Consider the following 16,572-nt stretch of genomic DNA (forward strand, 5'->3'; position numbering starts at 1 on the left):
ACAATTCCGCTCCTGATTCAAAATGAAACCGAGGACTGTCCTATGGAAGCCCATGAAGTGGCCGAGCTCGTCAAAAAAGAGCTGCCCGATTGCGACATTGAAGTACGCAACGACGGAAACCATTACCTGGTCATCGCAGTAGGAGAACGCTTTGATGGTCTGTCTCCGGTAAAAAAACAACAGCTGATTTACGGCGCGCTCAATGCCCAGTTGGCTGAAGGCACCATTCACGCGTTGACGATCAAAGCGTACACACCCGCCCAATGGGCTGCCCAGCAGGGTTGATGGCATTCGCGCCCAGAGCGATAGGCCTGGGTTTGAATCTCACCGACGTCTGGCGCATGAAAAACACAGGATTCTGATTGTGGATAAATTATTGATTCGTGGCCGTAAGCCGCTGGATGGCGAAATCCGGATTTCCGGTGCCAAGAACTCGGCCCTCCCAATCCTCGCGTCGACCTTGCTTGCTGATGAACCCGTGACCATTGGCAATTTGCCGCATCTGAACGACATTACCACCATGATTGAGCTGCTGGGTGGTATGGGTATCGAGATGATGATTGATGAGAAGTTGAGTGTCGAAGTTCACGCCAACACCATCAAACATTTTCATGCGCCGTATGAGCTCGTCAAGACCATGCGCGCATCCATTCTGGTGCTGGGTCCCCTGGTGGCGCATTTCGGTGAAGCGGAAGTGTCGCTGCCAGGCGGCTGTGCCATCGGCAGTCGGCCAGTCAACCTGCACATACACGGCCTGGAAATGATGGGTGCCACCATCAAGGTTGAGAACGGCTACATCAAAGCGAAATCAAATGGTCGCCTGAAGGGTGCCCATATTTTTCTGGATACCGTGACAGTGACCGGCACGGAAAACCTGATGATGGCCGCCGCGCTGGCGGACGGCAAGACCATACTTGAAAACGCGGCTCGTGAGCCTGAGGTCGTCGATCTGGCCGAGTGCCTGATCGCGATGGGCGCCGATATCAAAGGGCATGGCTCTGCGACAATTGAGATCAACGGTGTTGAGCGGCTGCATGGCTGCCGCTATGACGTGTTGCCGGACCGGGTCGAAACCGGGACATACCTGGTGGCTGCGGCCGCCACGCGTGGCCGCATCAAGGTCAAGGATACCCGTGAAGAGCTGCTGGAATCGGTGCTACTGAAGCTGGAAGAGGCGGGCGCGCACATCAGCACGGGCAAAGACTGGATCGAGCTTGATATGAAAGGCAACCGGCCCAAGGCCGTGAGCCTGAGGACGGCCCCTTATCCGGCCTTCCCAACCGATATGCAGGCTCAGTTTGCCGCGCTGAATACCGTGGCGGAAGGTACCGGTACGATTGTCGAAACGGTATTCGAAAACCGCTTCATGCACATTCAGGAATTGATCCGGATGGGCGCTGATATCGCACTGGAGGGCAACGCGGCCATTATCAAGGGCGTTGATCACCTGACCGGCGCGCCGGTGATGGCAACCGACCTGCGGGCGTCGGCCAGCCTGGTGATTGCGGGTCTGGTCGCGACCGGGGACACCGTTGTTGACCGGATTTATCACATTGACCGTGGTTATGAGTGTATTGAAGAAAAGCTCCAGTTGCTGGGTGCGAGTATCAGGCGCCTGCCAGGCTGATCTCAGCCATCGGCCAGATCATATTTAACCGGAAGGGACCATGACCGAGAACATCACGATTGCGTTGTCCAAAGGCCGTATTCTGAGAGAAACATTGCCGTTGCTGAAAGAAGCCGGCATCGAGCTGATTGACGACATCGAAAAATCCCGGAAACTGGTATTTCCCACCACGAACGACAATGTGCGATTGCTCATTATCCGTGCGACGGACGTACCAACCTATGTGCAATATGGCGGGGCCGATCTCGGCGTCACGGGAAAGGATGTCCTGATGGAGCACGGTGGTGAAGGGTTATATGAGCCGCTGGATCTCAATATTGCCCGCTGCAAGTTGATGACAGCCGGTCCCGTTGGTCAGCAAGCGCCCGCAGGCCGCATTCGGGTCGCCACCAAGTTTGTCAATATGGCGCGTCAGTATTACGCCTCGCAGGGCAAGCAAGCGGACATCATCAAATTGTACGGTGCGATGGAGCTGGCGCCCATTCTCGGACTGGCGGATGAGATTGTCGACATCGTGGATACGGGCAATACCCTCAAGGCCAATGGCCTGGAGGCCAGAGACGTCATTGATCACATCAGCACCCGTCTGGTGGTCAACCGCGCCAGCATGAAGATGAAACACGCGTTGCTGCACCCTATCATTGAGCAAATGGGTATTGCCGTAGAACGTCGCAAATCAGAAAAATAGACCGCACACAGACAAATACAGCCACCATTGACCGAACTCAGAATACGTCAAATCGATTCGAACGTGACTCGAGACGGATGTGAGAGGGGGTTGATCGCGTCCTGGTGGCCTGCCTGTTTAGTCAGGCAATCGTTATTAACCGTGTAATGGAGAAGACTGGACATGACCAATGTCTCTGTAAAACGCCTGTCAGCCGCCCAGGCTGATTTTGACACCGCCCTGGCAAAACTTTTGGCCTGGGACGACAGTGTGGATCATCAGGTGAATGAGTCAGTTCGTCATATCCTGCATGCGGTCAAAACCCAGGGTGACTCGGCGGTGCTGGCGTTCACTGCGAAGTTTGATCAACTTGAGGTCGAGCAAGTGGCAGACCTGGAAATCTCCCAGGCGCGCCTTGATACCGCACTCAACACCATTCCGCAAGCGCAGCGTGAAGCACTGGAAGCAGCCGCTGCAAGAATTCGTGACTACCACGAGCGCCAGGTACAGGCGTCTTGGCAGTATCAGGATGAAGACGGGACAGTGCTGGGCCAAAAGGTGACGCCACTGGACCGGGTCGGTTTATATGTGCCTGGCGGCAAGGCGGCGTATCCGTCATCGGTATTGATGAATGCCATACCGGCCAAAGTGGCGGGCGTAGCTGAAATTATCATGGTGGTGCCAACCCCGGCCGGTGTGGTGAACGATATGGTACTGGCCGCCGCCGCCATCGCCGGTGTGGACCGCGTGTTCACCCTGGGCGGGGCTCAGGCGGTGGCCGCACTGGCGTACGGCACCGAAACCGTGCCGGCGGTCGATAAGATTGTCGGGCCGGGCAATATTTTCGTTGCCACCGCGAAGCGTGAAGTCTTTGGCACTGTTGGCATCGACATGATTGCGGGGCCCTCTGAAATTCTGGTGATCTGCGACGGTCAAACCGATCCCGACTGGATCGCGATGGACTTGTTCTCCCAGGCGGAACATGACGAACAGGCGCAATCTATTCTGATCAGTCCGGACGCGGATTTTCTCGATCGTGTGGAAGCCAGTATTCGCAAGTTGCTGCCCACGATGGAACGCGCCGATATTATTGCCGAATCGATGTCCCAGCGAGCAGCTCTGATTAAAGTGGCCGATTTGGCGGAAGCTGCGCAGGTGTCCAACCGCATCGCGCCGGAACACCTCGAGCTGTCGGTGCAAGACCCGGAAGCGTTGGTGGAACACATCCGCCACGCCGGGGCCATATTTATGGGGCGATACACGGCGGAGGCGCTCGGGGATTACTGTGCCGGCCCAAACCATGTGCTGCCGACGTCTGGCACGGCCCGGTTCTCGTCACCATTAGGCGTATACGATTTCCAGAAGCGCTCGTCCATTATTGGTTTTTCCGCCGCCGGCGCAGACCGTATGGGTCGAGTAGCCTCGGTATTAGCTCGGGGCGAGGGTTTGACGGCGCACGCCCGGTCCGCGGAATATCGAATCAAATCACAGGGTGAGTGAGAGGAGAGTGATATGAGTCGATTCTGGAGTCCCCTGGTGAAGGATCTGGCGCCCTATGTGCCGGGCGAGCAGCCCAAGATGGCCAATCTGGTCAAACTGAACACCAACGAAAATCCATACGGCCCCTCGCCCAAAGTGATCGAGGCGATTCGGGCGGAGGCCGGCGACAACCTGCGCCTCTACCCAGACCCGGAAAGTGAACGGCTGAGGCAGGCCATCGCCGATTATTACAATGTTACCCAGGCGCAGGTGTTCGTGGGTAACGGGTCCGACGAAGTGTTGGCGCATATCTTTCAGGCTCTGCTAAGTCATGGCGAGCCGGTTCTGTTTCCGGACATTACCTACAGCTTTTATCCGGTCTACTGCGGTCTCTATGGGGTCGAAGGCAAGCCGGTGCCACTGAACGGGCGTTTTGAAATTGAGCCCTCGGACTACCGGCAACCCAATGGTGGCGTGATTTTCCCAAACCCGAACGCCCCGACTGGCTGCGCCTTATCACTTGAGAGCGTGGAAACCATCGTCAGAGCCAATCCGGATTCCGTGGTGGTGGTCGACGAGGCCTACGTAGATTTTGGAGCCGACACGGCTATTCGCCTGGTGGATCAGTACCCAAATCTGTTGGTGTCGCAAACTGTTTCCAAGGCGCGATCCCTTGCCGGCCTGAGAGTGGGCTTCGCGGTCGGTCATGTTGATCTGATTGAAGCATTGGAGCGAGTGAAAAACAGCTTCAACTCCTACCCGCTGGATAAGCTGGCCCAAGCTGGCGCCACCGCAGCATTTGAGGACGTGGAGTGGTTTGAGCGCACTCGCCAAGGGGTGATCAGTGAGCGCGAACGTCTTACCAAAGGTCTGCTGGACCTTCAGTTTGAGGTGTTGCCGTCCGCCGCCAATTTCGTCTTCACGCGACACCCATCCCATAGCGGCGAGGCGCTTGCACAGGCGTTGAGAGCGCGCGGCATCATCGTTCGCCATTTTAATAAACCAAGAATTTCAGAATTTCTCCGGATCACCATTGGCACGCGTGAGCAAAACGATGCGCTGCTGAATGCGCTTCCCGGGATTTTGTGAGTAGGGAGCCTGCCATGGCCACCGGCCCGGTAAATCGCAGTGACATCATGCAAACCCTCGCTGAATGGCTTGAACCTGACCGGTTTCAGGATTACTGCCCCAATGGCCTGCAGGTTGAGGGTAAGTCAGGCATTCGCCGGATCGTAACCGGGGTGACGGCTTCCCAGGCATTAATTGATGCCGCCGTTGCCGCGTCCGCCGATCTGATCCTGGTGCATCATGGCTACTTCTGGAAAGGTGAGGATCAATGCATTCGCGGAATGAAGCGGGCCCGATTGAAAACCTTGCTGAGCCAAGACATCAATCTGGTGGCCTACCACCTGCCGCTGGATGATCACCCTGTCTACGGCAACAATTGCCAACTGGCCAAAGTCCTGGGAATCGGGGACGCTGCCCCGCTCGACGGGTTGGTCTGGTCGGGCAAGCTGCCGGCACCGTTGTCCGTGGGAGAGTTTACTGAGCAGATTGAGGCGCGGTTGGGGCGAGCACCACTGCATGTGGGCGCAGGCCCTGACCGCATCGAACGTGTCGCCTGGTGTACCGGTGCCGCCCAAGGTTATATCGGTAAAGCACTGGATGCCGGTGTGGACGCTTTCATCAGTGGGGAAGTGTCTGAGCCAACGACGCATACGGCAAGGGAGTGTGGAATTCACTATTTTGCCGCGGGCCATCACGCCACGGAGAGATACGGTGTGCAAGCGCTTGGCGAGGCCTTGGCAGAAAAATTCGGCGTTGAACACCGCTTTATTGACTGTGATAACCCGGTCTGATTCCGGTATCCCGGCGGTTGTGGTCAGCGACAAAGCTTTGGAGTAGAAGCGATTGCGACCCACGGCCCTGCGCTGCGGCAGGAATCCTGGGTAGCGCTCGGCATGAACAGCACTGGACGTGCGAAGTGCTTGACGGGCTTGGTGGCCAGCCCGTTTTTGCCGGCCCTGTTCAGGCTTTTGCTTTGGTCGCTTCCTTTTCTTTCTCGCTCAACCCGAAGTCTTCGGCCAAGGTGCCTTTCTGCTGGGGATCGCTTTTTGGCGCGTAGTCCCGTGGCGGTTCAAAACCATCCGCCTGGTCAGCTTCCAGCCGCGCCTTGGTGGTGGTCTTCTCGATTTCTTCCAGCCAATCTTCGTCATTGCACAGGCGATTGGCGCCACGGGCCATGTGTTGATTGACATCCCGATAGGTATCATTGAAGCGTCTCAGCAGATGAGCAGACTCCATGAAGTGCTCATTTACTTGCGCCTGATAGCGTGTGTATTCACTTCTCAACTCGTCAATTTGCTGTTCCGCACGGCGCTGTCTCAGGCTAGAGCTCTGGTTTGAGCGACCAATCAGCACACCGGCGACCAGGCCAATAATCAATGCTGCTGCGGCAATCAGGATCAGGTTGGTCATACGCTTCGTCGTCCCGTCGTTTGCAAATGGTATTCCGTCGATCAGCAGTATACCGCCCGTTTTGGCTTACGCCCATGGTTTAAGCGTGCGCCAATCGTCGTATTGCTCTGGTCACTATACGTCCTGATCGCGATTGAAGAGAGTGGTTCCTCCGCCAGCAATGGCGAAAAAGTGCGAAATCGGCCACAATACGCCGCCTTAAAAACCGACGTCATTCACCCTACGATGAGAATGTCTTTGATGACACCTTGGGAACGCTATCAGCAAGACCTTGCTCAGCAAGGCTTTCAAAAGGACGCCGCTCAGGAAGACGCTGTACGTCGTTTGCAGACACTGTACGACAAACTGGTGGATGCAGAAAGCCAGCGCCAGAAAGCAATGGTGAAATTGCGGCGTAAGCTGAACAAGGGTAAGGAGACGCCCGTCACTGGCCTCTATTTCTGGGGCGGCGTCGGGCGCGGTAAAACTTACCTGATGGATACGTTTTATGAAGCGCTGCCGTTTGATCGCAAAATACGGGTGCATTTTCACCGGTTTATGCAGCGTGTACACAATGAGATGAAGAGCTTGAAGGGGCAAAAAAACCCACTTGAACTGGTGGCCAAGCGGTTTGCCGATGAAGCGCGTGTCATCTGCTTTGACGAGTTCTTTGTATCCGATATAGGGGATGCGATGATACTGGCGACGCTACTGGACGGCTTGTTCCGTCGCGGCGTGACGCTGGTATGCACGTCAAACATCGTACCAGACGGACTCTACAAAGATGGTCTGCAGCGCGCCCGGTTTTTGCCCGCCATTGCATTGGTTAACAAGCACACCGACGTCGTGAATGTGGATGGTGGTGTTGATTACCGCCTCCGCAGCCTCGAACAGGCCGAGCTCTACCACTTTCCATTGGATGCGGGAGCGGATGTCAGTTTGCGTAAGAGTTACAACAATCTGGCGGTCGAAGCAGGCAGCCACACCCTGGAACTCGATATCAATGGCCGTAAACTGATCGCGGTATGCCACGCCGATGATGTTGTCTGGTTTGACTTCAAGGCGTTGTGCGATGGCCCCCGCAGCCAGAATGACTACATTGAATTGGCCAGAGAGTTCCACGCCATCATTATCAGCAACGTTCCGGTTATGGGGCGTGATAAAGACGACCAGGCGCGTCGTTTTGTGAACATGATTGATGAGTTTTACGACCGCAACGTCAAAGTCATCATGTCAGCCGCAGCACCCATTACCGAACTCTACGCCGGTGGCCGTTTGGCGTTTGAGTTTGAACGCACGGAGTCACGGCTGCTTGAAATGCAATCCCAGGAGTATCTTGAGGCCGCCCACAAAGCGTAGTGGGAAGTTGCTGACCCTCGACACCACACATCCGTTAATCAGATCAGCGCCGGGTAGCAGCCATTTGCGTCACCCGGTGACCCTCAGAAAGCAAAAGGAAAACCTATGAGTCAGGACAATGTTGTTATTGTCAGCGGCACGCGCACCCCGATGGGAGGCTTCCAGGGCAGCCTGAGCGCCGTTAGCGCACCCGAGCTGGGCGCCTCAACCATCGCAGAGGCCGTGCGTCGCGCCGGAATCGACGCCGCCGATGTACAGGAAGTCATTATGGGTAATGTGTTGCCTGCGGGCCTCAAACAGGGCCCGGCCCGGCAAGCCATGCGACTGGCAGGTCTGCCCGACAGTACCGGTGCAACAACCATCAACAAGTTGTGTGGTTCTGGCATGAAGGCGGCGATGCTCGCACATGACCTCATTAAAGCGGGTACCAACGATATTATGGTGGCTGGCGGTATGGAGAGCATGTCGAACGCGCCGTATCTGCTGTTAAATGCGCGCAAGGGCTACCGCATGGGACCGGGCGATCCTGCTCAGGACCATATGTTTCTCGACGGCCTTGAAGACGCCGAAACGGGCCGCCTGATGGGCGCGTTTGCGCAGGATGTCGCCGACCAGAAGGGGTACACCCGCGAAGACATGGACGCCTATGCCATCAATTCGCTGAAGCGGGCTCAGGTGGCGATTAGAGACGGTGTGCTGAAAGAGGAGATTGTTCCGGTCACCGTCAAGACCCGCAAGGGGGAAGTGGTGGTTGAGGAAGACGAGCAGCCATTGACCGCCAACCTGGAAAAAATTCCGACCCTGCGTCCTGCGTTCAGCAAAGACGGCACCGTGACCGCCGCCAATGCATCGTCCATATCGGACGGAGCCTCGGCGCTGGTATTGATGCGTGAATCGGAAGCCGAACGTCGCGGCCTGAAACCCCTGGCCCGCATTGTGGCTCACACTACTCACTCGCAGCACCCGTCAGAATTCACCTGCGCGCCCGTGGGTGCGATTGGTAAATTGTTCGAGAAAACCGGGTGGTCAAAAGGCGACGTGGATTTGTTTGAAATAAACGAAGCCTTTGCGATGGTCGCCATGATGCCCATTCGTGAACTGGGTCTGGATCCGGAGAAGGTGAATGTCCGTGGTGGTGCCTGCGCACAGGGGCACCCGGTTGGTTCCACCGGTTCCCGTTTGCTGGTGACGCTGATGCATGCGCTCAAGCATCAGGGCGGTCAAAAAGGCATTGCCGCTCTTTGTATTGGTGGCGGCGAGGCGACCGCCATGGCCATTGAAATGCTCCAGCATTGAGGCGAACAGTTGATCACGGCGGGCCCTAACAGGCCGGTCGCGCTGCGGCGGGCGGGTAAGCCATGGCACCTGGTGCCTAATCAAAAGTCAAAAGCGTTTTGGTCCGTTTGCCGGGCGTGGTCGTAAGTTGCCTCGGGGGTATCCGCGCTGGTCGCTTATCGGATTGTTGTCTATAGTGACTCAGTGCAAATGACCCGCCCCGGGTTGCCCACAAAGCGGCCCGGGCTGCGGGGGCCAGCATTACGCCAGGAGGTGAGAGTTCAACAGGATGTGTGCCGGGCGTCCGGTGTGATACGCGGTATGAATGTAAAATCATACTTTTGACTGATCAAAGCGCCCGTCTGGCTTAGCTATAGTGCCAGCATCACGAGCACTGCGCGTGAAGCCTCCAATATCGTGCATACCAATAACTAGAGCAGCGACTCAGAACAACAATGGAGTAGCCTTCCAATGACAAGAAAAACACATCAGTGGCAGCAGTGGGCAAAATTGCCTGTCGCTGTTGCTATTGCCGCTGGCTTTTCAGGCCAGGCATCAGCATTTTCATTTTATCTGGGGGATGTGGAAGCGTCGCTCGACACTCAGGTTTCTGCAGGTGCCACCTGGCGTACCGAAGACAGTGACCGCCGTTTAATTGCACAGGGTAACCTGGGACCCAGTTTTGCACCCGGCGGAGCCAACGCCAACGTAGGTGCCTCCACAAATAACTACGACGACGGCAACAATAACTTCGCCAAAGGCGATACCGTCTCGAAGATCGTCAAAGGCACAACAGACCTGTTCCTGAATTACGACGTCGACAGCGATGTGTTGACTCGCGTCGGTACGTTTATCCGTGGTCGTTACTACTACGATTTTGAATTGAAAGATGAGCGCCGCGCTATCGATGATGTGGGTCAACGCCGCGAACTCAATGACGATGCCAAAGACAATGCGTCCGGCGGCGAAATTCTGGATGCTTACGTATTCACCGACTGGTATATCGGCAACACACCGCTGAGCGTTCGGTACGGCAAGCAGGTTGTAAGCTGGGGTGAAAGTACTTTTATCCAGGGCGGCATCAACACCATTAACCCGATTGACGTACCGGCTTTCCGCGCGCCAGGCTCTGAATTGAAAGAAGCCCTGCTGCCGGTTGAAATGCTGTACATGTCTGCGGGCCTGACCCAGAACATCACCGCTGAAGCATTCGTCCAGACCGACTGGCAAAAAGTGCGCGTCGACGATTGTGGCACCTTCTTCTCCACCAACGATTTTGCTGGCGACGGCTGTGGTCCGGTGTTACTGGCCGGTCAGTTGCCGGACTCCCAGGCGCTTGCACAAGGTTTCATTGCGCCTCGTCTGGGTGATAAAGAAGCGGACGAGAAAGACCAGTTTGGCGTAGCACTGCGGTGGTATGTGCCAGAACTGAATGACTCGGAGCTGGGCTTCTACTACATCAAGTACAACAGCCGACTGCCATACGTCAGTGGCCTGGTGAACAACCCGTCCAGCCCGTCAGGCAGCCAGCAGAACGATCCGAATGAGCCCTTCGCGACGTTCCCGAGCTACTTTATCGAGTATCCGGAAAATATCGACCTGTACGGCATCAGTATCAACACCACCACACCCGGTGGCTGGTCCCTGGGTGCGGAATACAGCTTCCGTCCCAACATGCCGATTCAGTGGAACGCGTTTGAGTTGATCTATGGCGGTTTGCAGCAACGTGGTCCAAACGGCGAGATTCTGAGTAAACTTGAACAGCAGCGGTTGAATGAATCCGGCGGTGCAAATCTTGCCGGCAAGCCAGTTGACGGCTATGACCGGTTCAAGGTGTCGCAGGCGCAGTTCACTTTGATCAAGTTCTTTGACCAGGTGATGGGCGCCAGTCGTTTGTCATTCATCACTGAATTTGGTGCGAACTACATTCACGACCTGCCTGGCAAAGACGAAGCCCGCTACGGCCGCTCAGGTACATTTGGTATCGGAACGCTGCCAGTTGCTGGCGCGAACTTCACCGGCGACTTCTGCGCCGCGGGTGCGAACATCAATACCAACTATTGTAACAACGAAGCCTTTGTTACACCGTTCTCCTGGGGTTATCGCGCACGGTTCGTTTGGGATTATCAGAACGCCTTTGCGGGTATCAACCTGAGACCACAACTGGCGTGGTCCCATGATGTCAAGGGCTACTCGCCGCAGCCTGGTGGTGCCTTTAATGAAGGCAATAAGTCCATCGGTCTGTCAGTTGAAGGTGTGTATCAAAACAAGTACACCGCGGAAGTCGGCTACACCAACTTCTTTGGTGGCAAACCGTATAACGAAAGTACCGACCGGGACTTCATTAGTGCGAGTGTGTCTTACTCGTTCTGATCTGCCTGAATTCGTTTAACGAGGTAACATAAATGAAACTGAACAAGAAACTGATTGCCACGGGTGTCCTGACGGCATCCTTGTTCGCTGGCAACGCCTATGCAGCTGTATCGGCAGCAGAGGCTGCAAAGCTGGGCGACACACTGACGCCAATGGGCGCAGAAAAAGCTGGCAATGGTGGCGCAATCCCGGCATGGGGCGGTGGTTTGCAGGAAGTACCTGCGGGCTACAAAAATGATGGCATCTATCTCAATCCTTTTGCCGATGAAAAGCCGAAGTTCACCATTGATCAGAGCAACGTGAGCCAGTACGCCGACAACTTGTCGCCGGGGCAGGTTGCGATGATCAAAAAGTACAGCGACTTCAAGATGCCGGTTTATGAAACCCACCGGACATCGACGTATCCTGACAGCGTTATGAAGGAAACAATGGAGAACGCAACCAAAGTGAAGTTGGTTGCGGGTGGCAACGGCCTGGAGAATTACCAGGACGCGACGCCTTTCCCTATTCCGCAGTCCGGGGTGGAAGCAATCTGGAACCACATCACCCGCTATCGCGGCGGTTCAGTAAAGCGAAACGTCGGCCAGGTAACGCCACAGGCGAACGGTGCCTTCAGTGTGGTCAAGTTCCAGGATGAGCTGACATGGCGTGCGTTCCTGGAAGACTACAAGCCGGATGAAGATCCGAACGTACTGTTTTACTTCAAGCAGATCATCACGGCCCCATCCCGTCTGGCCGGTAACGTGTTGCTGGTTCACGAAACCATCAACCAGGTAACTGAGCCACGTCGTGCCTGGGTATACAACGCAGGTCAGCGTCGTGTTCGTCGTGCGCCACAGGTTGCGTATGATGGACCAGGTACCGCGGCTGACGGTATGCGGACAACCGACAACTTTGACCTGTTTAACGGCGCTCCTGACCGTTACAACTGGGAGCTCGTTGGCAAGAAAGAATTGTATATCCCATACAACTCCTACAAGTTGACGGATCGCAGTCTGACCTACGACAAAATCATCAAGCCTGGACACATCAATCAGGATCTGACGCGTTACGAACTTCACCGGGTATGGCATGTGCGTGCAACGCTGAAATCCGGCGAGCGCCACATCTATGCTCAGCGCGACTTCTACATTGATGAAGACTCCTGGCAGGCGTCGGTCATTGACCACTACGACGGTCGTGGTGAGCTCTGGCGTGTTGCCGAGGCGCACAACATGTTCTTCTATGATCACAAGGTGCCATGGTACGCCATCGAAACCCTGTACGACCTGCTGTCTGGCCGTTACCTGGCTCTGGGTCTGACCAACGAAGAGCAAGAGCCTTACGAATTTGGTATTGAGCGTTCGTCGCGGGATTACACCCCGGCAGCGTTGCGTCGGGCCGGCACACGCTAGTTCGATTGTCGAAAGAAAAAAACCGGCGCCTGGCGCCGGTTTTTTTATGCCTGTCGCACTGAACCTCTCAACAACGCTATCTTGAGTCGAAACACACGTCGGCTTACAAATGCCTTCATCGCCGACGCTTCAGCATCGGTGGGCCCGTCAGGGCCCTGAGGTTGCATTCGGCAGGTCAGGGCCTGCTCCGAAGCTGAAGCGTCGGTAACAGGAGCACACTGCATGCTTTGGCAGGGGCTCACAAAATCGGGTTTGTCACCCATTCAGAGGAGAATCTGTGTACCGCATGGCAGCTTGGCGGGAAACGCTCCATCTCCATCTCCATCTCCATCGGCATTGGCAACCTCAGCCAATGAAAGGTTTCGTAGCCGACGTTTCAGCTTCGGTGGGCCCGTCAGGGCCCTGTGGTGGCATTCGGCAGGCCAGCGCCTGCACTGACCGACGCTGAAGCGTCGGCTGCCCATCCAAATAATGGTCTTCGGTGACTGCCTGAAAAGTCCGCGTTTACGCCAATTCGCAATAAACTTTTTAATGCCATTTTGGTTAAATAGACGCCGGAATTCAGTGTTTTTTGAATGACTTTTTGCGCACACCCCATCAATTGGTTTAATCTCCCCTACGTCAATTGACGTATAAGACTAAAGGCGCATCCGGAGTGGGGCGTTATTCTCGGAAAGTCCAGGGCAGGGCAATCATACATTGCAAGCTGGTAGCTTACTGACGATCAGGCTGCCAGCGGACCAAAACGGGGCCAAGATTGAAACCATTTGACGAAGGCTGTGCAGCCAACGATGAGTATTTGTCGCTGGCCGGAGGAGCGCAGACTGGAGAGCTGATCTGGGATCTGTTACAGCACCGGATTAAAACACCAGCTTCCAAATTTGCCGGTCACTTGGACCGACCTCGCGCAGAGCATAAAATTGCGACCGCGCTTCGACCGGGTCACATTCTTCATCTCGAAGCTCCGGCGGGCTACGGTAAATCTGTGGCACTTCGGGATGCCATCAAAGATACACCCCCAGAGTCAGTGAGTTGGATCACACTGAACGCACACGACAATGACCCTTCGCGTCTTCTGGCACTGCTTATGCTGGCGCTCAAACGGCCAGAGCTTCGTCATCAATCGCTGTCAAAACCAATCTCGGGTTCATTAACGGACTCACTGACGCTCCTGCTCTCAGGTTTTCGGGCAGCGGACTATCCGGGCGAAGCGCTCACGCTTATTCTCGACGGCACGGATGTGCTCGTGACGGCGCCTGCCTTGGCGATGTTAGAACAATTATTGAGGGAGCTGCCGTCGGCTATCGCCTTGGTCATTGTGTCTCGCAGCCCGCTACCGATTGAAACCCATGTGTTCTCACTGGCCGGCCGTTTCCAGCGTTTAACAACGGACACGCTGGCGTTATCGCGCGCAGAGACACTGACCTATTTCGATGAGTGTATGGCGTCGGGCCACTTGACCATCTTGGCGGTGGAACATCTGTACACGATCACTGAGGGCTGGTTGACCCCGCTGGCGCTGTATCGGCAGGAGCTCATCGGGTCGGACGATGAACGGCTTCCGATACAGGAAACCCACAGTGTTCAACGGTTTCTCCAGGACACCCTGTTCAGCCGGCTGACGTCGGGTCAGCAGCGCTGTTTGTGTTTTATGTCCGAGTTTGAAGTCATCTCGGACGATTTGTTTTATCAGATTGCCGATGAAGCCTGTGATCGCAACTTCAGCCCATCGGTGGTATTTGACAATGGCTTGCCGTTGCGTGCGGAATCTGGCCGCGGTCGCTGGTTTCGTTTCAACGGGTTGGCCCGGGACTGGCTGTTGAATCGCGGGGCCAGTGGGCTTCAGGCGCGTGCGAGTATCGCAAGTAACTGGTTCGAACTTCGGGGCGAGTACTCCGAAGCGTTGCGATACGCTCTGGTATCCAACGACGTGGATCGGGCGCTAGCGATAGCCTCCGACGGATCGGAAGCACTGTTGGTGAGCCAGGATACGGCATCACTGCTAAAGCTGCGTCGTAACCTGCCAGTGAGCCTGATCCGGAAAAGCCCTCGGCTGCGGATTGTCTACGGTTGGGTCCACGCGGTGGGTGGACAGTTCGGTGAAGCCCACAAACTGATCAATGAATTGTCGGAAGACGACCAGTACCGTCTGAAGGGCCGATTATCGGCTTTGCGAGCTTTCATCCTCAGGGGAGAAGGAGACATCCACAAAGCTCTGGAGGAAGCGGATCTTGCGATAGAGGATCCCGGGTTAACCACCCATGCCCGGCTGATTGCGCTGCTCGTGCGTTCCAGCGCACTGTGTGCGGCCGGTAATTTCAGCGAGGCCCGGAGCGCCAACCGCGATGCGTCACGGCTGGCCCGTGAATCCGGCGATTCAGGGTGTGAAATGTTGGCGGTCTACGATCATGCCCGTATTCAATTGGGTAAAGGCTACCTTAAACGGGCTGAACAATTGCTCAGGCACGGCCTGGACGCCGCCATGAGTGACGGTGACCGGCCCCCGCGCATTGGCGAAGGGCGTCTGCAGCTGAGCCTGGCGTTGGTGCTGTGGCACCAGGGGCGGCATGAGGAAGCGGACAAATTGCTGGTCCACTGCACCCGCTATGCGGGGCAGACCCGTGATCTGGTGTTCCTGATGGCCTTGGCGTTGCGGGCATTGATTGCCAAGGCCAAAGGCCATTCAGAGGAGGCCTTTTCCTGGATCGGACAGGCTGAGCGCATGATGCAAATTTGGCACGTGGACGATGCCGTCTATGTTCCGGTACTGGAAGCACTGAAAGTGACTTGCTGGCTGAGTCAGGATCAGCATCAGAGTGCCGAGCCGGCACTGGCAAAATTAAAGGGCTATCGCAATCAGGAGAAAGTGCCAGAGCTGTTTCCCATGTTGCCGGGACTGTTGGACACCCTTCAGATTCGTTTTGATCTTGCCGGTGGTAATCTGAAGGCAGCAGCCCTTGCGCTCGCGGGTTTAAAGCATGGAGTGAGTCAGTCGGTTCAGCCTTTTGGGATGAGTCTCTACAGTGACCTGTTGAACGCGATCGCCTGTCAGCAGGACGGTAAGCCGGAAAAAGCCAACGGGCTCCTGAAAAAGGCCATCGAGAAAGCGGCCGAAGAGCATTATCTCAGCCCGTTTGTGGAACTGAAGCGAGAGCTTGCCGGCACCATTGAACTTATGCTTTCACGGCTGCCCCCATCCAGCTTCGTCGAGTCTCTGAGACACGTGTTCCCAGTGAATGACGCCATTCAGGGTGGTAGCCTGCGGGCACCTGAGCCATTAGCCGAGCCAATCAGCGAGCGCGAACAGGGTGTACTTGAATTAATCGCCATGGGCCTGTCCAACCAGGATATTGCCGACCGATTGCACATTTCGCTTCATACCGTCAAAACCCACGCCAGAAGACTCAATGCTAAGCTGGAAGTGCGGTCCCGAACCCAGGCGATAGTGCGCGCCCGCGAACTGGGGCTGTTGTAACAGCACTTTGGCTGAAACAGTACCAGGCAGTTTGCTCGTCTCAACAACCTGTCAAAACACTGTGCCGAATCGACGTGGCCGCCGCCAGGGGGACGGGTTCACGCAGCATCGAGCCGATCGAAGAACGCACCCATGTCTGTCCACAACAGGCCAACCGCTGGCCAAGAAAGGTTTCGTAGCCGACGCTTCAGCTTCGGTGGGCCCGCCAGGGCCCCGAGGTGGCATTCGGCAGGCCAAGGCCTGCTCCGAAGCTGAAGCGTCGGCTACAGTTGCAGGCGGCGTTCTTCGGGGTTGGTTTACAAACTCGGTACTTCTCGCCAACTGGCGGTGAAACTTTTAGAGCCGGACGCTTTGCTTGGAAACACGGCTATGGCCAGTGGCAACATCAACCGCCTGCCAAGAAAGGTTTCGCAGCCGACGCTTCAGCTTCGGTGGGCCCGCCAGGGCCCTGAGGTGGCATTCGGCA

At 56.0% G+C, this 16,572-nt stretch carries 12 protein-coding genes; 11 read left to right on the forward strand and 1 reads right to left on the reverse strand.

The genetic code is table 11. From position 1 onward, the window contains the following. Positions 1-42: 42 nt before the first annotated feature. From GRX64_RS05215 to GRX64_RS05240, 6 genes are all read left to right on the forward strand, one after another. Positions 43-285, forward strand: coding sequence for a BolA family protein (locus GRX64_RS05215; protein WP_166264348.1), 243 nt, complete (start codon positions 43-45; stop codon positions 283-285). Positions 286-364: 79 nt separating this feature from the next. Beyond that, positions 365-1,627, forward strand: coding sequence for a UDP-N-acetylglucosamine 1-carboxyvinyltransferase (gene murA / locus GRX64_RS05220; RefSeq protein WP_166264350.1), 1,263 nt, complete (start codon positions 365-367; stop codon positions 1,625-1,627). Positions 1,628-1,667: 40 nt separating this feature from the next. After that, positions 1,668-2,315, forward strand: coding sequence for an ATP phosphoribosyltransferase (gene hisG / locus GRX64_RS05225; RefSeq protein WP_166264352.1), 648 nt, complete (start codon positions 1,668-1,670; stop codon positions 2,313-2,315). Between the two features lie 162 nt (positions 2,316-2,477). Then, a complete protein-coding gene (hisD, locus tag GRX64_RS05230; protein ID WP_166264354.1) occupies positions 2,478-3,794 on the forward strand; it encodes a histidinol dehydrogenase in 1,317 nt (438 codons plus the stop codon). A 12-nt stretch (positions 3,795-3,806) separates the two neighbouring features. Beyond that, complete coding sequence (hisC, locus tag GRX64_RS05235) at positions 3,807-4,862, forward strand: histidinol-phosphate transaminase (protein ID WP_166264356.1); 1,056 nt, start codon at positions 3,807-3,809, stop codon at positions 4,860-4,862. A gap of 47 nt (positions 4,863-4,909) precedes the next feature. Continuing rightward, on the forward strand, positions 4,910-5,632 hold the full coding sequence (locus GRX64_RS05240) for a Nif3-like dinuclear metal center hexameric protein (protein ID WP_235937525.1): 723 nt from the start codon (positions 4,910-4,912) through the stop codon (positions 5,630-5,632). A gap of 169 nt (positions 5,633-5,801) precedes the next feature. Here GRX64_RS05240 and GRX64_RS05245 read toward each other — a convergent pair whose 3' ends face one another. Continuing rightward, positions 5,802-6,251 carry a Z-ring associated ZapG family protein gene (locus GRX64_RS05245; protein WP_166264360.1) on the reverse strand — a complete coding sequence of 150 codons (450 nt, stop codon included), beginning with the start codon at positions 6,249-6,251 and terminating at the stop codon, positions 5,802-5,804. Positions 6,252-6,491: 240 nt separating this feature from the next. Between GRX64_RS05245 and zapE the strand changes: the two genes are divergently transcribed. The 5 genes from zapE (at position 6,492) to GRX64_RS05270 (ending at position 16,106) form a co-directional block, all read left to right on the forward strand. Then, complete coding sequence (gene zapE, locus GRX64_RS05250; RefSeq protein WP_207308734.1) at positions 6,492-7,589, forward strand: cell division protein ZapE; 1,098 nt, start codon at positions 6,492-6,494, stop codon at positions 7,587-7,589. Positions 7,590-7,694: 105 nt separating this feature from the next. After that, positions 7,695-8,885: a thiolase family protein gene (locus GRX64_RS05255; RefSeq protein ID WP_166264362.1), complete on the forward strand. Its 1,191-nt coding sequence runs from the start codon at positions 7,695-7,697 to the stop codon at positions 8,883-8,885. Between the two features lie 450 nt (positions 8,886-9,335). Then, on the forward strand, positions 9,336-11,237 hold the full coding sequence (locus tag GRX64_RS05260) for a DUF1302 domain-containing protein (RefSeq protein ID WP_166264364.1): 1,902 nt from the start codon (positions 9,336-9,338) through the stop codon (positions 11,235-11,237). Positions 11,238-11,269: 32 nt separating this feature from the next. Next, a complete protein-coding gene (locus GRX64_RS05265; protein WP_166264366.1) occupies positions 11,270-12,631 on the forward strand; it encodes a DUF1329 domain-containing protein in 1,362 nt (453 codons plus the stop codon). A gap of 757 nt (positions 12,632-13,388) precedes the next feature. Next, positions 13,389-16,106, forward strand: a complete 2,718-nt coding sequence (locus tag GRX64_RS05270) for a LuxR C-terminal-related transcriptional regulator (protein WP_166264368.1) — start codon at positions 13,389-13,391, stop codon at positions 16,104-16,106. Positions 16,107-16,572 lie beyond the last annotated feature (466 nt).

The organism is Marinobacter caseinilyticus (assembly GCF_011074955.1).
GTDB lineage: Bacteria > Pseudomonadota > Gammaproteobacteria > Pseudomonadales > Oleiphilaceae > Marinobacter > Marinobacter caseinilyticus.